This is a genomic window from Saccharospirillum salsuginis, from assembly GCF_014651855.1.
Lineage (GTDB): Bacteria > Pseudomonadota > Gammaproteobacteria > Pseudomonadales > Natronospirillaceae > Saccharospirillum > Saccharospirillum salsuginis.
On sequence record NZ_BMXR01000003.1, the window covers coordinates 232,517 to 253,734 of the forward strand.

Sequence of the window (21,218 nt, forward strand, 5' to 3'; positions counted from 1 at the left end):
CGCGATGACACTTGCGACCGAGACCCAAACCCGGAGCCGCGGCCTCGCGGCCCGGTTCTTCAACCACCGGGACCTCAGCCTGATGCAGCGGCGCGCCCGCAGCGCCTGGTTGTTGGTCGCGCCCGCTTTGATTTTGCTCTTTTCCGTGGCCGCCTGGCCGCTGCTGCGGACTTTTTATTACAGCCTCACCGACGCGTCGCTGAACGCGCCCGGGGAGGCAGCCTTCATCGGCCTGTCGAACTACCTCGACATGGGGGGCGATTTCGCCTTCGGCGTACTCGCCGACCCGCTGTGGTGGCGCGCCGTGACCAACACCCTGTTGTTCAGCGCCACCACGGTGTCGATGGAGCTGGTGCTGGGCATGCTGGTGGCGTTGTTGCTGCACCAGAAATTCGCCGGCCGCACCATCCTGCGCACCGCCATGCTGATTCCCTGGGCGATTCCGACCATCGTCTCGGCCAAGATGTGGGGCTGGATGTTCCACGACCAGTACGGCGTGGTGAACGACCTGCTCGCCAAGCTGGGCTTCATCGAGGAGCCGCTGGCCTGGGTCGCCGTCCCGGAGTTGTCGATGTGGGCCGTGATCATCGCCGAAGTGTGGAAAACCACGCCCTTCATGGCGCTGATGCTGCTGGCCGCCCTGCAGATGATCCCCGAGGACCTGTATGAGTCCGCCCGGCTCGAAGGCGCCTCCGCCTGGCAGCGGTTCTGGCGCATCACCCTGCCGTTGATCAAGCCGGCGATGATCGTCGCGCTGATCTTCCGCACGCTCGACGCCCTGCGCGTGTTCGACCTGATCTACGTACTGACTTCCAACAGCGAGGCGACCATTTCCATTTCCGGCTATTCGCGCCAACTGTTGGTCGAATACCAGGACATGGGCGGCGGTTCGGCGGCCTCGGTACTGGTGTTCATGCTCGTCGCCGGCGTGGCGGTCAGCTACCTGTTCATCGGCCGTGTCAAACTGAATGAAACCGGAGGGCACCACTGATGTCATTCACCCCCGCGCCCCGCTGGCACAAACTGCTCGGCCGCACCGGCCTCTACCTCGCCGCCGTGGTCGTTTTCGTCGTCAGCGTCTTCCCGTTCTACTACGCCTTTCTGACCTCGTTGCGCAGCGGCCAGGATTTGTTCACGCCGTCCTATCTGCCGGAAGTGTTCGACTGGAGTAATTACGTATCCGTGTTGAGCGACACCGGCATCGCCCGCAGCCTGTTCAACTCCTTTGCCGTGGCCACCCTGACCGTCGGAGGCTGCCTGCTGGTCTCGATCACCGCCTCGTTCGCGCTGGCGCGGATCCAGTTTCGCGGCAAGGGCACCCTGTTGCTGACCATCCTGTGCTTCTCGATGTTCCCGCAGGTGGCCGTGCTGTCCGGCATGTTCGAACTGATCCGCCTGTTCGGCCTGTACGACAACTTGGGCGCGCTGATCCTGTCGTACCTGACGTTCTCGTTGCCGTTCACCGTCTGGGTGCTGACCACCTTCATGCGCTCGCTGCCCGGCGACCTGGAAGAAGCCGGCATCATGGACGGCGCCTCGCTCTGGGTCACCATCACCCGCATCTACGCCCCGCTGCTGGCCCCGGCCATGATCACCACCGGCCTGCTCGCCTTCATCGGCGCCTGGAACGAATTCATGTTCGCCCTGACCTTCGTCATCTCGCCGGAGAACCGAACCGTCCCCGTCGCCATCAGCATGCTGCAGGGTGCGTCGAGATTTGAACTACCCTGGGCCAACATCATGGCCAGCTCGGTACTGGCCACGCTACCGATCATCGTACTGGTGCTGATCTTCCAAAGAAGAATCGTAAGCGGCCTGACCAGCGGAGCGGTAAAAGGATGACAACTTCGGCACAAACCCCGTAGGGCAGAAGAGCCCTAGGCGACATCTGCCGTTCGTACCGTGGCAATGGTCACACCATCGCCACATAAGTGGGCTTCACTTCAAGGTAGGGCAGAAGTGGTCCGACACGTCGGGCGACAGCGTTATCTGCCGTTAGTGCCGTGGCACTGGCTATACCATAGGCAAACAAGTGGGCTACGCCCACCCGGCGGATAACGCCTACGGCTCCGATGCCGGGGTGCCGGACCAGACGTACCATTCCGCCCTACACCTACAAACCCAACTCAACGTTTAATAGGTAATCAAATGACAAACCCCTGGTGGCACAACGCCGTCGTCTACCAAATCTATCCACGCAGTTTCATGGACAGCAACGGCGATGGCATCGGCGATCTGCCGGGCATCATCGACAAGCTCGATTACCTGGCCGAGCTGGGCATCGATGTCATCTGGCTGTCGCCGGTGTGCACATCGCCGATGGACGACAACGGCTACGACATCTCCGACTATGAGGACATCGCCCCCGAGTTCGGCACCCTCGACGACATGGACCGTTTGATCGCGGAAGCCAAACAACGCGGCATCAAAATCCTGCTCGACCTGGTCGTCAATCACAGCTCGGACGAGCACCCCTGGTTCGAAAGCGCACGCCAGTCGAAAGACAGCCCCTACCGTGATTTTTACATCTGGCGCAAGCCGAACGCGGACGGCTCACCCCCGAACGACATGGGTTCGGTCTTCGGCGGTTCCGCCTGGGAATTCGACGAGACAACCGGCGAATATTACCTGCACCTGTTCAGCAAAAAACAACCCGACCTGAACTGGCAGAACCCCAAAGTGCGCCAGGCCGTATACGACATGATGAACCGCTGGCTCGACCGGGGCATCGCCGGTTTCCGCATGGACGTGATCGACCTGATCGGCAAGGACCCGGACAACAAGATCACCGCCAACGGGCCGGACTTGCATCCGTTCCTGCAGGAAATGCACCGTGAAACCCTGGCCGGCCGCGATGTATTGACCGTAGGCGAAACCTGGGGCGCCACCCCCGAGATCGCCAAGCTGTATTCCCATCCGGACCGCCACGAACTTTCCATGGTGTTCCAGTTCGAACACATCCAACTGACGCACGACCCGGTGGAAGGCAAGTGGCGGCCGCGTCCGTTCGACCTGATAGAACTGAAGCAGGTGTTCGCCAAATGGCAGAACGAGCTGGCCGGCGAGGGCTGGAATTCATTGTTCTGGAACAACCACGACCTGGCGCGTTCCGTCTCCATCTACGGCGATGACGGCGAATACCGCGTCAAATCCGCCAAGATGCTCGCCACCGCACTTCACGGCATGCAGGGCACGCCCTACATCTACCAGGGCGAGGAAATCGGCATGACCAACGTGCACTTCGACAGCATCGACGATTACGACGACATCGAAACGCACAACCTCTACCGGGAAAAACGCGACGCCGGCTACACCGAAGCCGACCTGATGAGCGCCATCCACACCCACAGCCGCGACAACGCCCGCACCCCGATGCAGTGGGACGACACCGAGAACGCCGGTTTCACCCAAGGGCAACCCTGGCTCAAACTGAACCCCAATTACCCCGAGATCAACGTAGCCGCCGACCGCGTCAGTGAAGACTCGATATTCGAGCACTACAAACAACTGATCGACCTGCGGAAAACCCACGACATCCTGGTGCACGGCGACTTCGAATTAATCCTCAACGACCACCCACAGGTGTTCGCCTACCTACGTCGCCAAGGCGATGAAACCGTAGCCGTCTTCAACAACTTTTCCGCACAAGAAGCCCGCACCGAACTCCCGGAAACACTGCAAGACCAAAGCGGAGAATGCTGGATCCACAACGGAACAGAACGAATGGAATTATCACGAAACCTAGTCCTGGCACCCTATGAATCCTTCATGATGCGCCTATAACCCCGTAGGGCAGAAGAGCCGGAGGCGACATCTGCCGCGTGGGCGAAGCCCACTTATTTGGCCGCCGCTTGTATCGGTGGCACGGGTGGGCTTCGCCCACTTGGCAGATATCGCTTCGCTCTTCTGCCCTACACACTACCAACACTCAACCCCCGGAAACCCCAATGCAAAAAACCTGGTGGAAAGAAGCCGTGGTCTACCAAATCTACCCACGCAGCTTCATGGACAGCAACGGCGACGGCATCGGCGATTTGTCGGGCATCATCGCCAAACTCGATTACCTCAAAGACCTCGGCGTCGACGTACTCTGGTTGAGCCCCATCTTCCCGTCACCGAACGACGACAACGGCTACGACATCAGCGACTATCAAGGCATCCTCGACGACTTCGGCACGATGGAAGACTTCGACCGGTTGCTCTTCGAGGCGCATCAGCGCGGCCTGCGCATCCTGCTTGACCTGGTGATCAACCATACCAGCGACGAACACCCCTGGTTCCAGGAATCCCGCTCGTCGAAAGACAACCCGAAACGGGACTGGTACTTCTGGCGCGAAGGTAAAAAGAACGGCCCACCGAACAACTGGGAAAGCATCTTCAGCGAATCCGTCTGGTGCCACGACGACACCACCGACGAATATTACCTGCACCTGTTCTCCCGCAAACAGCCGGACCTGAACTGGGACAACCACGACATGCGCGCGGCCGTGTACGACATGATCCGCTGGTGGCTCGACAAAGGCGTCGACGGGTTTCGCATCGACGCCATCACCCACCTGAAGAAAACGCCGGGCCTGCCGGACATGCCCAACCCGGACGGTCGGGAGACGGTGCCCTCGACACCGATGCACCTCAACGCCGACGGCATTCAGGATTACATCGCCGACCTGTGCGAAAGCACCTTCGCGCATTACGACATCATGACCGTCGGCGAAGCCAACGGCGTCGGCGTCATCGATGCGCTGAACTGGGTCGGCGAAGAACAGGGCAAGTTCAACATGCTGTTCCAGTTCGAACAGCTCAAACTCTGGGGCTCGGATACCGAACATGGCCTGAACCTGCCGGAACTGAAAAAGACGCTGACCCGCTGGCAGCAAGGATTGGACGGCCGGGGCTGGAACGCCCTGTTCGTCGAGAACCACGACATCCCGCGCATCGTCTCCACCTGGGGCGACCCGGAATGCTATTGGCGTGAAAGCGCCACAGCCATCGCCACGCTCTACTTCCTGATGCAGGGCACACCCTTCATCTACCAGGGCCAGGAATTGGGCATGACCAACTACCCGTTCAGCCACCTCGACCAGTTCGACGACGTCGCGGTCAAAAACCTGGCCGCACAGAAACGCCGCGAGGGATGGACCGACGCCGACATCCTGGCCCACATTCAGGATAGCGCCCGCGACCATTCGCGCACCCCGATGCAGTGGACCGCCGACGCCAACGCCGGCTTCACCACAGGCACACCCTGGCTGGCGATCAACCCGAACCACACACACCTGAACGCGGACACCCAGAAGGACGACCCGGACTCGGTACTGAACCACTACAAAGCGCTGATCCGGTTACGGCGGGAAGAACCGGGCCTGGTGTACGGCCGCTACGACCTGGTGCTGGACGACCACCCGAGCCTCTACGCCTACCGCAGAACCGATGGCCACGACCGCTTCCTGGTGCTGTGCAACCTCACAGACCAAGTCGCCGACTTCAGCGACCTCGACGACGAACTGCGACGCCACAACCTGCTACTGGCCAACTACCTGGTTGCCGACCACACCCCAACCCGAATGGGCCGCCTGCGCCCGTTCGAAGCACGGGTCTACCGGTTGTAACGCATTACTCCCTCTCCCGCTTGCGGGAGAGGGCTGGGTGGTCCGACACGTCGGTGAGGGTAGAGCGCCAAAAGCGCTCTCCTAACCCTTCTCCAATGACAGCTCCTCACTACCGCTGGATGCCATCCCCACAACCGCCGCCCGACTCAACCACTCACAAAACACCATCTCACAATAACGAAACCCGCGACCGGGAAAACTCCCATCCATCAACCGCAGCAGACTGTACTTCAACGCCATCTCCGCATCCCCGGGGTTCACCCGGGCCAAACGCCGCGTCTGCTCAAAGAAATCCCGCCCACGCCCCGCGGCTTCCTCCGCCGTCAGCTCATCCTGCCCGTCGAACTCCCACCAAGCGATATCCCCCGGCCGATCCTCATCCCACCGCAAATCGCGTACATACCCCAGCTCATACCGGGTATGCGGCGCCGAATCCAACCCCGCGGGCCGGGAAGGCTCACCCAAAGCCCGCAACACCGCCAAAGCGAAGCCATCGCCAATCCAGAGCGCATAAGCCTGAACCAACTCCCGCCGCCCAAACACCGAAACCGACCCCACCGGCCGCCCACCCTCATCCTGTAGGAGCACACGCCGTGCGCGACCACCAGTATCCTCCTCCCGTACGAACGCACACCGTGCGCGACCGCCAATATCCTCCTCCCGTACGAGCGCACACCGTGCGCGACCCTCCAAATCCGCCATCCAAGCCTCCGCCACCGGCGACTCCAAAAACCGCTCAGGGTGAAACCCCGGGTCACCCCCGGCAGCCTCATGCAGATCACTCAACGAATAGAAATCACCCCGACGACGTACGGGATGGGACAGGACAAAAAGGGAATTATTTTGGGACGAGCGGGATTCTGGCGTACTATTGCACGTAGCCATTATGACCTCCTGTTCAGGTTGTGATGGCAAGCTGCCTTCGGGTGTGCCAGCACCCGGAGGTAGCGCCTATTTAATAACGATCAAACTATATCGATAGTGCGACCTTCTCTCTGTGTTTCGTGCTTACTTTTACTAAGCGCTCCGTGCGCAAAACGCACCCGTCAATTCACGCATGAAACACTGTAAAAATCAATGAATTTTTGCCGGCTATTGGCTCCCTGTCCCGCTTGCGGGAGAGGGGTAGGGAGAGGGTGTCTTTAAGGTACCTCCAAGGTAAATCCACTCGCTAAAGCGGACACGTTTGAAACAGCTCGCGTTCAAAACCTTGCACTCAGTCACAAAAACTTCTACACCTTATCTCATGGGTGACGCATATCCCGAAAAAAAACCCGAGATATGCGTCGGGGAGGACTCTGATCTCGGGGATAGTCGTCGTATGAGACGGTTTTTCCGGATTTGATATCTGGCTTTCTGCTTCATCGAATTGGGCTGAAAGTGCTTTGTTAGCTGGGTCTCGCTGTGGCAGCGTGCTAAGGTTGAAGGGTAAATGTGTCGGAATAAGGGGCGCAGGCGACGATGAAAAATAGCGTTAACTTTCAAAAGGTAGAGGTCTATGAGGGTATCAATCAGTAAGGAAGAGCGGGATAAAGTCCTTTCCGTAGAGGAGGATCATTTCAGTGACCTTAAGGCAAAGGAAATTGCGCCCTCAAAACTGAGCCAATCAATCTCTGCATTTGCGAATGCAGCGGGCGGAGAAATCTTTGTCGGAGTACGTGAATCACAGAATGGGGCAACTAAAGAACGCACTTGGGATGGATTCTCGGATGTAGAAGAAGCGAACAGCGTGCTGCAAATGTTGAATCAGATTGCGCCTCTCGCAGATTTTATATCGACAACGTTCTTGGAGTGTCAGGGGGAGTCAGGCCTGGTCCTGAAAATTGAGGTTCTACGGAATGCTGCTATCACAAAGTCTACTGATGGGATTGCTTATGTTCGCAAAGGAGCACAAAAGCTACCCATAGATACAGACGAGGCATATGAAAAGTTACGCCTTGATAAAGGAATTTCCTCTTACGAAACATATAAGGTCAAAGCCAGTCTTGATGTAATCGAGAACTCTTCAGTTACTCTGGACTTTCTCATGGGTGTCGTGCCCATTGCTGAGCCTGAACCTTGGCTTCGTAAACAGCAACTAATAATTGACGATAGCCCAACAGTTTGTGGAGTGCTGCTTTTTTCGGAAGAGCCCCAAGCACTTCTTCCAAAAAGAACAGCGATCAAGATATTTAGGTATAAGACAATTGAAAATGAACCAAGCAGAGATCACTTGGCATTTGATCCGATAACAATAGAAGGATGGGCATACAAGCTAGTTTATGATGCGGTAGCAAAGACTCAAGAATTGGTTGAGGAAATTAAAAAGCTTGGAGAAGCAAGCTTAATGGATGTTCAATACCCAGCTGAAACACTTCACGAAATAATAACAAATGCAGTATTGCATCGTGATTATAGTATCGCTACCGATGTTCAGGTTAGAATTTTCGACAATCGAATTGAAATAGAAAGCCCCGGAAGATTTGCTGGACATATAACAAGAGATAATGTCTTACATTCGCAATTCGCTAGAAATCAACAGCTGGTCAGGCTGATAAATAAATTCCCGAACCCACCAAACAAAGACGTCGGAGAGGGATTGAATACTGCGTTCGATGCAATGAGGAAATTGCGGTTACATGACCCCATAATAGTGGAGCAGCAAAGCTCTATTTTGGTCACGATTCCACACCAAAAACTGGCTTCCCCAGAAGAGATTGTGATGGAGTTCTTAGGCAAAAATCCAGAAATAACTAATAGGGAAGCTCGTGCCTTGTGCGGAGTTAGGTCAGAGAACTCGATGAAAGCTGTCTTCAAACGACTCCAAAAAAGAGAAATGATAGAACCCGTTCCAGGTCGCTCTCAGTTTAAAGCGGCATGGAGAAAGGTCTAAAGTTAACAAGCGACTGTGACCCCAAGTCAACCTAATCTGCCCCAAATTTTGTAACGCCTAGCTGATACACCACTCGCTATCGTTCTTCACCATGGTGTTCAGGATCGTCATCATTTTTCGCATACATGCGGTCAGGGCGACTTTTTTGTGTTTGCCCTGAGCGACCAATTTGTTGAAGAACCGGTTCATGACTGGGTTGTGCTGAATGGCACACATCATGGCCATGTATAAGACCGTTCGTATGGGGGCTCTACCACCTCGGATTCGACGCTTACCTTTAAGTTGACCGCTGTCTCGATTGAAGGGTGCTAACCCACAAAGAGCCGCGATCTGACGATTGGTGAGACGCCCCAGCTCGGGGAGTTCACCCAGCAGGGTAAAAGCAACACCGTCACCAATACCGGGCACCGAACGTAGGATGTCATGGGTACGGCGCCACTCTGTAACGCTGGCAACGGCTTTCTGAAGCCGTTCGTTGACCCACTCGATCTCTTTGTCGATCGTCTTCAGGAAGCGCCTGTGCGTAGCAACGAGAGCCTTGGGGGCTTTGTGCTGGCGATTGAGCTCTTGAGTACGGATTTCATTCAATTGCCGCTTTCGAGACAGTAAGTCCCTGACATACCTGACTTTTTTGCTGCTGATAGGCCGTAGCTCGGGCTGCATGACAACCCCAAATTCAGCAATGATCCGGGCATCGATCTTGTCGGTCTTTGCCAGAACACCCTGGGCTCGGGCGAATTGACGAACCTGGACCGGCTGTACCACGATGACAGGCAGTTCTTGCTCAGCACAGGCTTCAACGAGGGCTCGTTCATAACCACCGGTAGCCTCAACAAGGACCCGAGTCAGTTTATAGCGATTGAGTTTAGAAACTAACTTTTTAATACCCGACTCATCATTGGCTGATTGCCAGTGAACGTCGAGCTCATAGATGTGGACATCGAAAGTGGATTTACCCACATCGATACCGACGTGGCGCTGTGTTTTCTTGCTGTAACGATTGGGAATTGAGTTCATATCTCACCCTTGCTACATTCGGGCTTAGGAGCCCCTTCGACTGTTCGAGTTAACGAAGAAGATCAGTTCAGCGCTCACGCTTGTTAACGGTCTAGACCATGTCTGAGCCTGTGCTGCACCGAGCTACTGAACTGAAACCTGGTGGGACAGGTTGGGCTCCACTATATCGTTTTACTGAAATCCCTCAAATCGAAGGATTTTGATCACGCGGTTTCGTATAATAAGTGCAATTGGATAGAGAGGGAGGTCAGCTGGTAGACTCGGCGCTTTCCTCCGCCAAGAGAAAAAGCACTTATGAGTTACCACCAGCTGACCAAGAACGAACGATACCAAATTTACGCGCTTATGAAAGCCGGGCATTCACAAAAAGACATTGCAGATGTGTTGGGTAGAAGTGCCTCTACTGTCAGTCGAGAACTGAAAAGGAACCGAGGGCTGCGTGGTTACAGACCCAAGCAAGCCCAGGAACTTACCGATAAACGCCGTCACGAGGCTTACAAGGCGTTCAAGGTCACGGAGAGCATCCACGATATGATTGAACGGCTAATTCGTCAGGATCTGAGTCCACAGCAGATCGCAGACTATCTGGAAAGGCATATAGGGGTGTCACTGCATCATGAGACGATCTACCAGATCATACTCGCAGACAAGGCCAATGGAGGGGACCTCTACACACACCTGAGAGTGGCGTCAAAGCCTTATCGAAAGCGCTACGGCCATTATGATCGCCGTGGCAAGCTCAAGAACCGCGTAAGCATTGATGACCGTCCTGCGATTGTTGAAAGGGGCAACCGAATCGGTGACTGGGAAGGCGATACGGTAATAGGCAAAGGCCGTCAAGGTGCGCTTCTAACGTTGGTCGAGCGGAGAACACTGTACACTGTGATAGCGAAGCTTCCAGGCAAGCGTGCCGATGCACTGGCAGATGCGGCTATCGAAAACCTGGCATCGTATCGGGACAAGGTAAAGACCATAACCTTGGACAATGGCCTGGAGTTTGCCGAACATGAAGCCATCGCGGCAGGCCTAAAAGCAGACATCTATTTCGCACATCCATACGCTTCCTGGGAACGCGGAATCAATGAGAATACAAACGGACTAATTCGCCAATACTTTCCCAAGGGAACTGACTTCAACAAAGTGACCGATGAAGAGATCCAATTTGTCATGGACAGGTTGAACTCAAGACCAAGAGTTACACGAGGCGGGAAGTCGCCGAACGAACTATTTTTGGGGCGGCAGGTAGATTTGCTTGCCGCATGAATGGATTGCACTTATTACTTGAAACCGCGTCATACAAACGGCTGCACCGGACAAATTTCCGCTGTCACCTTTTGTGCAAAAACACGCACAAAAGCCGCCATCAAATATTTGCTCGGTTAGCCGGGCGTTATATTCTGGGTGCTATATGCAACAACTTTCCACATCTTTGGATTCCTTTCTCTCCTCCAAGGAACAAGTTGCCGTACTCAAAGGTGCTTGGGGCGTGGGCAAGACCCATTTCTGGGACGCCTACATTGACCGCAAGATCAGACAAAATGGTCTTCATCAGATTGCATATAGCTACGTATCGCTTTTTGGCCAGTCGTCCTTGGAAGGCGTAAAGGCAAAAGTCTTTCAGCAAGCTCGAGCGGTTCAGGCGAAAGATGTCATAGAGAAAGCATTTGATGAGTCCTTTTCAGAATCAACGTCACTAATGGATCGTGTGCCGTGGATTCGGGAGGGTCTTTCCAAAGCTAAAAGGCGTAGCCCTTGGCTAGGATGGTTCTCTAAACATGCCGACTCTATTCCTTACCTTACTAAATTCAGCGGACTGATTGGATCTGTTGAGTATGGCTTGGTGCAGGACTACATCGTTTGCTTCGATGACTTAGAAAGAAAACAAGATAGCCTCAGTATTAAAGAGGTTATGGGCTTAGTAGATGAGTTGGCTCGAAGGAAGCACTGCAAGGTAATTTTAATTTTCAACCAAGAAAGCCTGAGCTGCGAGGAGGAGCAAAAGGCGTACGAAACCTATCGAGAAAAGGTCGTGGACATCGAATTGACGATGCTTCCGGCAGTGCGGGAAAACTTCCAACTTGTCTTCGATAGTGCGTCCGTAGATTTTAAACCTGTTTTACGGGTTGCAGAGGAGCTTGGGATAGTAAATATTCGAGTCCTCATGAAAATGAAATCAACTCTCAATCGATTCGATGAGCTTCTTTCTGACGTCCACGAAATAACTCGCCAAACATTTGCAACCCATGTTGCAGTCCTTGCTTGGGGATACTTTGATCAAGACCCTCATTTAGATTTTAGGGGTATTGTTGAGCGTTTAAGTGGTAATCCATGGCTTTCATATTTTTCAAAGAAAGAAGATGAGGAAAATCCAGCAGATCGCCGGTTCAGAACTATATCATCGAATCTACAATTGAGAGGGTTTGATCTCGATCCATATATATCTAGGTACTTGGAAAGCGGTCTAATCGATGAGGAAGCATTAAAACGCGATCTCGAAGAAATTTCGCAAAACCAAATTAACCTTGAGGTGTCCTCCAAATTCAGTGAGGCTTGGGGTATCTACACTGATTCTTTTGAAGACAACCTGGATGAGTTCAAGGGTGCATTGATCGAGGCGCTTGGTGACCTGTCCCGAGTTTCACTAGGCGACTTTTCATCCGCCATTGATACTTTGGAAGAGTTCGGTGAAGACGTTTCAGGTTATGTCTCTGAATACCTAAAAGTGCATCAACACTCCCTTGGAATGGTGGATAGGACGCATCCTATGAGGTATGAGCGGATTAAAAATCCAGCACTTCGCAATGGAATCGATCAGATAGCAGATAAGGCAAAATCATTTAGTATTGATGAGGTAGCGGAAAAGATTGCTACTCAGCATGGGTGGAATCCAGAAGACATCAAATATCTGGAATCTCTTTCCAAAGATGACTTTAAGGTCTGGATGAAAAGCTCTCCCGAAAATTTAACAGTTAAGCTAAGAGGTGGGTTGTTGATGTTCAGGGACTTGCAATCTTCTAATCCGGAGGACGGAAAACGTTATGCGGCTATTGTGCAAAATGTCGAGACAGCATTGCGTGAAGTTGCTTCAGAAAACGAGTTCAATCGACGCAGAGTAAAGAATATCTATGAGGTTGAGTGACGAATATAACCAAGTCAGTCACAGCGACGTCTACTACATTGCGGCTTCGCCTCCATTTCGCAGCCGCGCGTGCTGAGCGGCGCTGTTAGGCACTAGAATGAAGGGGTCGCTATGAGCTGTACGTTTAAGTCAATCGGATTCGCTACTGCAATGTTGGTTTGCTGCACTGCCTTCGGAAAGGCTTCAAACTATCGCTGGCATATTTCCGGAAACGAGCTACTCGAAATCTGCGAATCGAACTCAGTGTCTTGTTACTTTTTTGCTATGGGTGGATTCGAAACGTACTCATTGCTCAAAGGAACGGGCCAGGCAACCACAGATCTAGAAGTCTGCATGCCTCCAGAGGCTACTGGGCACCAAATTGCTGACATAGTTACCGCCTACCTCAAGCGAATTCCCGCGGATAGGCATAGGCCTGCAGCGCTTCTCTCAATGTACGCGCTTAGCGAGGCATTCCCATGTGGCTATGAATAAGCTGACTTCAACCGACAACCGAAGGTGGTTTTTAGATCAAGCACAAGGCAGTTCCGCTTGCTCTGAAAAATGCCTAATTGTCGCTGAAGTTGACTGCCCAAAGCACTGGTGCGTATTGGGTTCTACGGTTGCCCCAGAATAAACTGAGTGAACGCGTTAGGCGTTGGGAGCCAAGTATGGAAGAATTTGGAACAAGGTCTGAGGAAAGTGTAGAAACACGGCAAGCAGCAGAGTCAGTTAATGAAAGAGTTTACTTAGCTGTGCAACAACTGTGTACCGGTCAAGGGGACGTTCGAGCGAGACTACAAACGGCTGTGTTGACGCTTTTACCACTTCATGAGAAAGAGTTTCCAGAGGAGCTAAGGAAAGATTTCAGCTGGGTTATATCTGAATCAAGCAAGTATCGAACGGAGATGCCTCAGTTTCGGGGTGACCTGGAGGCCACAATGCGTAGAATCAGGAATTCAACTGGGCAAAAAATTGCGGCACGTATTTTTCAAATTTTCTTACGGCTCCAGGACATTAGAGGGTTTCCTCTTATTGAGTATCGTGATCCGAGGGAGTAGGCCTAACAAACGGCTGTTGTCGCCCCTTCGGAGCTGGGACGGCCTTTCCGCCGCTTCGCGACTACAAGACCGCCCCATAGCCGGGCATTAAGTGAGAGTTGAATGAAAGCTAGACAGGTATTCTACGACTGTACATACGCAAGGGATTCTCTGGAGACTGCGCTTTCTGATGAACGCATAGAAGATGCGAAAATCATGTGGTTTGCGGCATTAGCGATGCTCAGGTCGATAGGCCATGTATTAAGAAAGGTGGATGCAAAGGTGCTAGGTGAACCCTTTCAACGCCTGTTGGACCAGAGGTTCCAAGCATGGAAGGACGACCCGATGTTTTACAACTTCATCGAGAGAGAGAGGAATTCAATTCTTAAGGAATATGATAGTTCTCTTGAAAAGGAGACTGTGCGTAAAGAGAGTCTACTGGAGTTAAGTGACGGGTCTGTTCTTGCTGTTAGTTCAGGAGAAGCTTTATTGGTGACAACGGAGGTGGCTACTCTCACTAAGCGCAGGGGAGAGAGTGCTGGTGTATCTCCAGAAAAGGCTCTCACCCTTGCATTAGAGTGGTGGGATCGAGAGCTCAAAGTCCTCGAAAATGCGACAGTGTAGAAACCATCTACAAGTAGCTGTTGTCAGACGTTGAACTTGACCCGGTTTAACGGACACAAAAGTCAAACTGACGAGGTGTCCAATGCAGGGACTAAGGACTATTAGGACACCAAGAATAGCAAAGATTCCGCGTTGCGTGCATTGATCGATCGAAGTCTCCAAGCATGTGAGTCCAGTTGGCCGGGGAAGAATAAAAATTACTTGGTATTCGGTCTGAAACGCTAGGTTTTATCCACAGCTTTACCCTGAAGGTGATTTCAGAATTTGGAAAAGGATTGGAGGGTTGTTTAGGTCAGCAACAGGCCGGCCGAAAGGCCGGGAGTTCGTTGGTACCCGAGTTTTCGGCGGGCGCTGACCATGGCGTGTACGGTTCCAACAAAGCCTTTGAAAGAGAACTCATAGTGTGTAGAAGAATAGAGCCACTTGTCAGGGTCGAAGTTCAGACGATCAAAATGGGAGGTAACGCCTTCTCAATTGTAGCGCGTTTTCCTTTACGCAGTTGTCGGCCAGTCCAGTCCAGCAACTTAAGGTAATCCTGTAGTTGAAACGCCTGGCCGGACGGCATATCGTCGTGAGGGTATCCAACAAAGTGGTTACGACAGGTGTCCCTGTAACCTTGGTCATCAACTTCGAAGACTGACTTCAGCAGGGTATGTTTGAGCACACCATCCACTATTTATTGAACATTGGATCGATACGAGCGTGTTTCATGAGGTGTATCAGAACGACAGCACTGGCCGACCCGTCTAAATTACTGAAAGTCATGCTGTTTGCCAGTTTCAAGGGCGTAACCTCAAGCCTCGGCTCACTCCTGTGAATTACGTCACGGACACCCGCGACTGTGGCCAGGATACTCTTGGGCCCCACTCGATAAGGAAAAGGACCATCATGGCAGATTTAAAATTCAACAGATCGGCGGGACCTGCGGCACCCGTGGTTGCATCGGCATTCGAAGTGGGGCCGCAAGTTTCTATCGAGTGCTGGCAGCCACCGGGACCAGTGCGAACCTGACACTGGAGGTCTACTGACATGCGGCGTTTAATGGCCCTGGCTCTCACGCTCACTTTGGGAGCCTGCACTACATCCCCAACCAAACAGGGCGAGCCCGTGGAGTTTGAGATACAGTCGGTGAATAGCGAATTCACCGTGAGATCTACCCATCTCCGTGAGGACTTCCAGGAACGCACTCTGTACGGCCCCATTGAACCAGAGGTTGTTCTTATACTGGTTCCATCAAAGGGCACCCAGAAGGAACTTGAGCAGAACCGCGAGTTGGATAAGGTCGATTCAGAGGCACGCACTTTTATCGGGGTAATCGCGGACCTGTCCGGCGAGAGGGAGCATTATTATCACGTTGACGTCGAAACCGTGAAACGGCTTTACCAAGGTCGCAAAAAAGGCTTTCACATCCTGCTACTGGATTGCAATGGACACCTCATTCTTGAGTCCGATGAGGTGTTGCCTGCTGAAGTGATTCGAAGGCATTTTCCGATTGACCCAGAGCATGAGGCCCGCCAAGAGAGGAATAAAGAAAGCGCCGCACATGAGGCTCTCTTACCAGCTTCAATGTGGGGCACCGTTCAGTATTACGAGTTTAAGCAAGTCGATCAGTACCAATTTCCGCCCCGGTATGTAAAGTTACAATCTGATGTGTCGTACTAACTCAACTTTCGGAGTTCGTTCGAAGCTGAATAGCGCTGATAACCGATTGATTTAGAAACAAAAAAGGCCTGCCGTTTGGTAAAATGTAAGGCGACTAAACCAAACGACAAATCACCAACGGAGGCCCACATGAATTCTCGCACAAGACAACCGGAACTGCCATCTCTGATCCGGCAAGTGCTTCACGAATCCCAGGCTTTCATCGACAACGTATTCGCCAACCATTGGAAACAGCTCAACCTGAACGCGCTCGTCAGAAAAGTCGGCTTCAACAAGCGCACCGGGCTGCCCGTGACCGAGGTCGTATTCCTGCTGATGGTCTGGCGCTGGCTCAAGGTCCAGTCCATCGCCATGTTCTCGCGACAGGGGCTGGACCTGTTTTCCCAGGCGAATAAGGACGTCATGTACGACCTGCTCAAACGGAACGACCTGAACTGGCAAGCCCTGCACGGCCAGACCGCCAAGTCGGTGTACCGTCAGCAAGATGTGGCCCAACATCAAGTTCGGGCCTACGTTCTGGATGACTCCATCCAGGCGCGCCGAGGTTGCAAGATGGAAGGAGTGTCCAGCCACTTCGACCACACCGAGGGCCGTCATGTCCTTGGGCACCAGGTCTTGACGCTGGGACTGGCCACCGAACAAGCGTTCCTGCCGCTGGACTCTCAGCTTTATGTGGGCCAAAGCCGGGTCCAGGCGCCGCAGGAAGACTTCGACGACCAGCGCTGTGTGGTGGCGCGCCGCTTCCGGGAGGCCACCCGGTCCAGCAAGCCCGAGATGGCTGCGAACATGTTGAAACGCGCCCGTCGTCTGGGCCTGAACGCGGAGTATCTGCTGGGCGACGCCTGGTTCGGCACCAAGACCATGATCCGCACCAGTCAAGAAGTGGCGGTGACCGCCATCCTGCGCATGAAGAAAAACGAGATGAAGTACCGGTTCTCGGAGAACGGACAAGCCATCATGCTCACAGCCAAGGAGTTGCATCAACGCGTGGCGCGCCTGAACTGGCGCAAGGTCAACAACCTGCCGTACCAAGCGATGTCGATTGACGTTCAGTTGGATGTCTCGGCCAAAGGGGAACCTCAGAACTGGCGACCGGTCCGTCTGGTCTTCGTCAGGGGTGTTGCGGATGGATCAAAGTCCACGGTGGGCAAGAAGGACTGGGCGCTGTTCTTGTCCACCGATACCGGTCTGAGTCTCGTCAAGATCCTGGAGCTGTATGCGCTGCGCTGGAGCATCGAAGTGTACTTCAAGGAGGCCAAGCAGCATCTGGGCTTGCTGCGGGAACAAACCATCTCCTTCGCCTCGCACACGGCGTCGATCCATCTGGCGGCGATGCGCTACCTGATCCTGGTCGCAGCGATGCTGGAGGATGGGGAGCGACGAGTCTGTGATCATCGGTCGGACATGGAGGCGCAACTGACTACGTTGAACTTCGCCCATCGGTTATGGTGGCTGTTCCGGGCGCTGATCTGGGAGACCCTGGATACCGTGTGGCCGGACGATCTGGATCAAGCACTGAAAGGAAACGTGCTGGACGCCATCGACGAACGCATGACAGAGTTCTTCACACGGTCGCTACAACTGGATGCGTTGTCGATGCGTCTTGAGCACGGGTGTTGACCATGCCTGGAATGCTCAAACGAACTCCGAAAGTTGAGGTACTAACCACTCTACCTGGCTTTCTGTCAGTTCACCGGCCAGAAGGATGTGACTATCAGTGCCGGAGGTAAGGATATAGATTGAACTCAGTGGCTCGGGATGGTGAATGATTGCAACAATAGGGGTGTCGTTGGAACCGAATCGTTTTATCATCGTGTTTGACTCCAACCGGAGCACGGAAGAAATAAGCTGCCAATCCGAATCGGAGTAGCTGTTTTCATCCAGATTGATCAAAAAGTCCGGAACGGATTTGTTAAACCGACCGCTCAGCTCGCTTAGTCCCGATTCGTCTGATTGACGAATAAAACTGACACTAAACGAGCCTTCCATGACGGAAGGATTGAACTCGATCTCAGCCCCTGGTTCAGACAGATTGAGGTGGTTCAAACGAACGACGCTTTCTTTAGGAAAGCAAAACTCTGTTTCGGTGAACTCATACCAGGCAGTAAGGTCTTGGCAGGGAGGAGTGCTGGCGCAGGCCGCAGTTACCGAAGAGATGATCACTAGCGTTAATATTCGGAAAAATAACATGGTTAGAATCCTTGAGCGGCCAATTCCATTCTGGTTCGGTATTTTAAAATGATGGTCTTTGCACAGGTCAATGAGTGACTGTCACGCATTCTGTCTCGAATGCTTCGAGTAAAAATTTGACGGTTGCTTTTCAGCCATTACGTCTAGAAACCCAATCAAGCTTACTGGCCTCCACAAATGAACGTACCGTAGTGTCATCGTCGTATTCAATCAACCGGTCCCTTGTATTCCGTATCAATTGGAAAGTGCTCTTGAATAACGTCAGCAGGCACTACCTCATCAGACTCCAGAATAAGCCGCCCCGAGTTGTCCAGTAGCAGAATGTGAAATTCATTGCTGCGCCCTTCGTATAATCGCTCGGCGGTACTTACATCGACAGAGTAGTAATCCTTCCTTAGACCCGTCAGATCGGCCATAACGACTATAAATGTTCGACTTTCCGGGTCCGCTTCGAACACCTCTCGCCACTGCTGAGACTCCTTCTCCGTGCCTTCTGATGGAACCAGCATTAGAGCAATCTCTGGAGCGTAAGGCCCGAAGTGAGTGCGCTTCTGGAAGTCTTCTCGAAGGTGGGTTGATCGCAGGGTAGGTTTGCCCTCTCGCCAATGGATATCAAATTCCACGGGTTCACCCGGTTTGATCGAGTTTGTACTACAAGCTACTAGTGAAAAAATGATTACTAGAGTGACTAGGTGCTTCATTCTAATACACCTCCAGTGTCAGGCTGGCATCGGTACCTGTCGCCTTGAGAAGTCGGTAGAAGCTGGCTGCACCACTTCGAATTCCTATACAGCCAAGAGTTCCGTAAACCCCACCATCTGGATGAATGCCCAGTCGGCCGCCTTCTTTGCCCCTATTGGTCGAGAAAGTCGGGTAGATCGGAATGAAGAACCCTTTCCCTGTTTCGTCACGGAATGAAGAAGCGATTGCACTGGAGTACGGCGTCACTTCACGACGCCCTAGCTTGTATGTACCCGTGGGTAGTTCACCTGGTGGGTGAGGCCCGCTGACGGCTTCCCATCGACCCTTGTCACCCCAGGTGAGAATGCCCGCTGATCGGTTGAACTTGAGATCGGCCATAATAATCCTTTCCCTGTTTAGGAGAGAAAAGGAGTATCCATTCTGCGTGCACGGGTGTCCGTGATGTTGTTCACAGGGATGGTGCAGTCATTACAGTTTGTGGTCTTTTGAAGACGGTGCGAGCACGCAATCGAAATATGCGTTGCCTAATCGGTGAATCCGTACTTTGGAAGGTCTTCACTACTTATGTTTGTGAATAAGAGCACAAAGTAAGGTCTGACACACACTTGTTGTAAGTGGTGGATTGATCATCAAATATACTCAATGCTAGTTTGGCGCGGAACAGTGTCTGCCAGGGCGGTACGTCCAGCGCAGCAAGACAAGGAGTCAGGAGAATCTTCATGCCTATAACCCGCGCCCACTTGGTCATAGCGGCCATTTTCGTATCCCTGCTGAGTGCCTGCACGGACGACGTTGGCGAAAGCGCCCCGGACGTCCGTTCTGTCACACCCGCCGACGGCGCCACCGCTGTCGAACCGGATCAGGTGGCATCCGCCGAGTTCAATACAGACATGCTTGGCTCCAGCGTAGACTCAAGCAGCGTGCACTTAACACGCAATGGTCAGGAACAGGCCAGTACCGTTAGCTTCGACGGCGCCAACAATACGGTGACTATCACGCCGGAACAGCCCATGAGGTTGCTGGGTGAATACCAGGTCACCCTGGATGCAAGCATAGCGGACCTGTCCGGCGAGCCGATGGCATCCAGCCACTCGTGGAGCTTTAGCGTACGCGAGGGCACTTGGCGCGCGGCGGAGACGATCGAGTTGCAGAACGCCGGCCCGGCTACGGACCCGCAAATCGCGTTCGATGGTTCCGGTAATGCTCTGGCGGTTTGGGAGCAGGACGACGGCACACGTTTGAATATTCGAGCCAACCGTTATATCCCCAGCACGGGCTGGGGTAACGCGCAAACCATTGAAACCGAAAACGCCGGAGATGCGAAAAGCCCGCAGATTGCATTCGACGGTTCAGGCAATGCCCTTGTTGTTTGGGAGCAGTACGACGGCACGCGTTTCAACATTCGAGCCATCCGATATACAACTGACAGCGGCTGGGGCAGCGCGCAAACCATCGAAGCGAACAATGCCGGAGATGCGAGAGGCCCTCAGATCGCGATCGATGGCGAAGGCAATGCCTTGGCGGTGTGGCGTCAGAACGATGGCACACGGACCAACATTCGGGCGAACCGCTTTAACCCTGAACATGGCTGGAACGACACGGCGGAAACCATCGAGGCCGAAGATGCCGGAGGCACGATAGACCCGCAAATCGCATTCGATGGCGAAGGCAACGCACTGGCGGTATGGGTTCAGCACGACGGCACGCGTTATAACGTTCGGGCCAATCGTTTTGATGCGAACAATGGCTGGGGCGCAGCGGAAACCATCGAAACCGAGAACGACGGAGATGCGGCCGACCCTCAAATCGCATTCGATGCCGCAGGCAACGCCCTGGCGGTGTGGGATCAATACGACGGCACGAACTATAACATTAGGGCCAACCGCTTTGATGCGGACAATGGCTGGGGTGCGGCGGAAACCATAGAAGCCAAAGACGATGGCGATGCGATCCTCCCGCAGGTCGCGGTCGACGGGGAAGGCAATGCCCTGGCGGTTTGGGCGCAACTAGACGGTACGCGTTTCAACATTCGGGCCAACCGTTTTGATGCCGACAACGGCTGGGGCACAGCGGAAACCATCGAAACCGACAATGACGGAGGCGCGTCGGACCCGCAGATAGCGTTCGACGGCGCAGGCAATGCTCTGGCGGTGTGGGAGCACAGTGACGGCAGCCGGTTCAACATTCGGGTCAACCGCTATACCCGGGACAATGGCTGGGGGTCAGCAGAATCCATCGAAGCCGACGATACCGGCAGTGCGCGAGACCCGCAGATTGCATTCGACCGCTCCGGTCGAGCGCTGGCTGTTTGGGAGCAGGTTGTCGGCACGCGGAATATTCGGGCCAACCGGTTCGATTAACGCTGGGTTCCTGAAACATGACCG

General features: G+C 53.7%; 17 protein-coding genes. 12 read left to right on the top strand and 5 right to left on the bottom strand.

Annotation, left to right across the window (positions count from 1 at the left end):
- The first annotated feature begins 4 nt into the window (after positions 1 to 4).
- From IE111_RS07285 to IE111_RS07300, 4 genes are all read left to right on the top strand, one after another.
- Complete coding sequence (locus IE111_RS07285; RefSeq protein WP_189607889.1) at positions 5 to 991, top strand: carbohydrate ABC transporter permease; 987 nt, start codon at positions 5 to 7, stop codon at positions 989 to 991.
- Entirely contained in the window at positions 991 to 1,842 is an 852-nt protein-coding gene (locus IE111_RS07290; RefSeq protein ID WP_189607890.1) for a carbohydrate ABC transporter permease, read from the top strand. Before IE111_RS07285 ends, IE111_RS07290 begins: the two co-directional genes overlap by 1 nt.
- Positions 1,843 to 2,148: 306 nt before the next feature.
- Complete coding sequence (locus IE111_RS07295; RefSeq protein ID WP_189607891.1) at positions 2,149 to 3,783, top strand: glycoside hydrolase family 13 protein; 1,635 nt, start codon at positions 2,149 to 2,151, stop codon at positions 3,781 to 3,783.
- 164 nt (positions 3,784 to 3,947) lie between these two features.
- On the top strand, positions 3,948 to 5,609 hold the full coding sequence (locus IE111_RS07300; RefSeq protein ID WP_189607892.1) for a glycoside hydrolase family 13 protein: 1,662 nt from the start codon (positions 3,948 to 3,950) through the stop codon (positions 5,607 to 5,609).
- A gap of 81 nt (positions 5,610 to 5,690) precedes the next feature.
- On the opposite strand, the gene IE111_RS07305 is transcribed toward IE111_RS07300, so the two are convergent.
- Positions 5,691 to 6,167 carry a hypothetical protein gene (locus IE111_RS07305; protein ID WP_189607893.1) on the bottom strand — a complete coding sequence of 159 codons (477 nt, stop codon included), beginning with the start codon at positions 6,165 to 6,167 and terminating at the stop codon, positions 5,691 to 5,693.
- Between the two features lie 940 nt (positions 6,168 to 7,107).
- On the opposite strand from IE111_RS07305, the gene IE111_RS07310 reads away from it, so the two are divergent.
- Entirely contained in the window at positions 7,108 to 8,481 is a 1,374-nt protein-coding gene (locus IE111_RS07310; protein ID WP_189607894.1) for an RNA/DNA-binding domain-containing protein, read from the top strand.
- 57 nt (positions 8,482 to 8,538) lie between these two features.
- Here IE111_RS07310 and IE111_RS07315 read toward each other — a convergent pair whose 3' ends face one another.
- Positions 8,539 to 9,498: an IS110 family RNA-guided transposase gene (locus IE111_RS07315; protein WP_189607895.1), complete on the bottom strand. Its 960-nt coding sequence runs from the start codon at positions 9,496 to 9,498 to the stop codon at positions 8,539 to 8,541.
- 294 nt (positions 9,499 to 9,792) lie between these two features.
- Here IE111_RS07315 and IE111_RS07320 point away from each other — a divergent pair, with 294 nt between their 5' ends.
- From IE111_RS07320 to IE111_RS07345, 6 genes are all read left to right on the top strand, one after another.
- On the top strand, positions 9,793 to 10,761 hold the full coding sequence (locus IE111_RS07320; RefSeq protein WP_189607896.1) for an IS30 family transposase: 969 nt from the start codon (positions 9,793 to 9,795) through the stop codon (positions 10,759 to 10,761).
- Positions 10,762 to 10,906: 145 nt separating this feature from the next.
- Positions 10,907 to 12,637: a P-loop NTPase fold protein gene (locus tag IE111_RS07325; RefSeq protein ID WP_189607897.1), complete on the top strand. Its 1,731-nt coding sequence runs from the start codon at positions 10,907 to 10,909 to the stop codon at positions 12,635 to 12,637.
- A 150-nt stretch (positions 12,638 to 12,787) separates the two neighbouring features.
- On the top strand, positions 12,788 to 13,111 hold the full coding sequence (locus IE111_RS24790) for a Rap1a/Tai family immunity protein (RefSeq protein ID WP_373300874.1): 324 nt from the start codon (positions 12,788 to 12,790) through the stop codon (positions 13,109 to 13,111).
- Positions 13,112 to 13,779: 668 nt separating this feature from the next.
- Complete coding sequence (locus IE111_RS07335) at positions 13,780 to 14,280, top strand: hypothetical protein (protein ID WP_189607899.1); 501 nt, start codon at positions 13,780 to 13,782, stop codon at positions 14,278 to 14,280.
- Positions 14,281 to 15,309: 1,029 nt separating this feature from the next.
- Positions 15,310 to 15,942 carry a hypothetical protein gene (locus IE111_RS07340; RefSeq protein ID WP_189607900.1) on the top strand — a complete coding sequence of 211 codons (633 nt, stop codon included), beginning with the start codon at positions 15,310 to 15,312 and terminating at the stop codon, positions 15,940 to 15,942.
- 129 nt (positions 15,943 to 16,071) lie between these two features.
- Positions 16,072 to 17,562 carry an IS4 family transposase gene (locus IE111_RS07345; protein ID WP_189607901.1) on the top strand — a complete coding sequence of 497 codons (1,491 nt, stop codon included), beginning with the start codon at positions 16,072 to 16,074 and terminating at the stop codon, positions 17,560 to 17,562.
- A 15-nt stretch (positions 17,563 to 17,577) separates the two neighbouring features.
- On the opposite strand, the gene IE111_RS07350 is transcribed toward IE111_RS07345, so the two are convergent.
- The 3 genes from IE111_RS07350 to IE111_RS07360 form a co-directional block, all read right to left on the bottom strand.
- Positions 17,578 to 18,132: a hypothetical protein gene (locus IE111_RS07350; RefSeq protein WP_189607902.1), complete on the bottom strand. Its 555-nt coding sequence runs from the start codon at positions 18,130 to 18,132 to the stop codon at positions 17,578 to 17,580.
- A 206-nt stretch (positions 18,133 to 18,338) separates the two neighbouring features.
- Positions 18,339 to 18,833, bottom strand: a complete 495-nt coding sequence (locus IE111_RS07355; RefSeq protein WP_189607903.1) for a hypothetical protein — start codon at positions 18,831 to 18,833, stop codon at positions 18,339 to 18,341.
- 1 nt (position 18,834) lies between these two features.
- Positions 18,835 to 19,212: a L,D-transpeptidase family protein gene (locus tag IE111_RS07360; RefSeq protein ID WP_189607904.1), complete on the bottom strand. Its 378-nt coding sequence runs from the start codon at positions 19,210 to 19,212 to the stop codon at positions 18,835 to 18,837.
- Positions 19,213 to 19,553: 341 nt separating this feature from the next.
- Here IE111_RS07360 and IE111_RS07365 point away from each other — a divergent pair, with 341 nt between their 5' ends.
- Positions 19,554 to 21,194 carry an Ig-like domain-containing domain gene (locus IE111_RS07365; protein WP_189607905.1) on the top strand — a complete coding sequence of 547 codons (1,641 nt, stop codon included), beginning with the start codon at positions 19,554 to 19,556 and terminating at the stop codon, positions 21,192 to 21,194.
- Positions 21,195 to 21,218 lie beyond the last annotated feature (24 nt).

What these genes read in the sequence shown, in the direction of transcription:
- IE111_RS07285 (WP_189607889.1), top strand. Translation starts at nt 5, where the DNA reads ATGACACTTGCGACCGAGACCCAAACCCGGAGCCGCGGCCTCGCGGCC.
- IE111_RS07290 (WP_189607890.1), top strand. Translation starts at nt 991, where the DNA reads ATGTCATTCACCCCCGCGCCCCGCTGGCACAAACTGCTCGGCCGCACC.
- IE111_RS07295 (WP_189607891.1), top strand. Translation starts at nt 2,149, where the DNA reads ATGACAAACCCCTGGTGGCACAACGCCGTCGTCTACCAAATCTATCCA.
- IE111_RS07300 (WP_189607892.1), top strand. Translation starts at nt 3,948, where the DNA reads ATGCAAAAAACCTGGTGGAAAGAAGCCGTGGTCTACCAAATCTACCCA.
- IE111_RS07310 (WP_189607894.1), top strand. Translation starts at nt 7,108, where the DNA reads ATGAGGGTATCAATCAGTAAGGAAGAGCGGGATAAAGTCCTTTCCGTA.
- IE111_RS07315 (WP_189607895.1), bottom strand. Translation starts at nt 9,498, where the DNA reads ATGAACTCAATTCCCAATCGTTACAGCAAGAAAACACAGCGCCACGTC.
- IE111_RS07320 (WP_189607896.1), top strand. Translation starts at nt 9,793, where the DNA reads ATGAGTTACCACCAGCTGACCAAGAACGAACGATACCAAATTTACGCG.
- IE111_RS07325 (WP_189607897.1), top strand. Translation starts at nt 10,907, where the DNA reads ATGCAACAACTTTCCACATCTTTGGATTCCTTTCTCTCCTCCAAGGAA.
- IE111_RS24790 (WP_373300874.1), top strand. Translation starts at nt 12,788, where the DNA reads ATGTTGGTTTGCTGCACTGCCTTCGGAAAGGCTTCAAACTATCGCTGG.
- IE111_RS07335 (WP_189607899.1), top strand. Translation starts at nt 13,780, where the DNA reads ATGAAAGCTAGACAGGTATTCTACGACTGTACATACGCAAGGGATTCT.
- IE111_RS07340 (WP_189607900.1), top strand. Translation starts at nt 15,310, where the DNA reads ATGCGGCGTTTAATGGCCCTGGCTCTCACGCTCACTTTGGGAGCCTGC.
- IE111_RS07345 (WP_189607901.1), top strand. Translation starts at nt 16,072, where the DNA reads ATGAATTCTCGCACAAGACAACCGGAACTGCCATCTCTGATCCGGCAA.
- IE111_RS07350 (WP_189607902.1), bottom strand. Translation starts at nt 18,132, where the DNA reads ATGTTATTTTTCCGAATATTAACGCTAGTGATCATCTCTTCGGTAACT.
- IE111_RS07355 (WP_189607903.1), bottom strand. Translation starts at nt 18,833, where the DNA reads ATGAAGCACCTAGTCACTCTAGTAATCATTTTTTCACTAGTAGCTTGT.
- IE111_RS07360 (WP_189607904.1), bottom strand. Translation starts at nt 19,212, where the DNA reads ATGGCCGATCTCAAGTTCAACCGATCAGCGGGCATTCTCACCTGGGGT.
- IE111_RS07365 (WP_189607905.1), top strand. Translation starts at nt 19,554, where the DNA reads ATGCCTATAACCCGCGCCCACTTGGTCATAGCGGCCATTTTCGTATCC.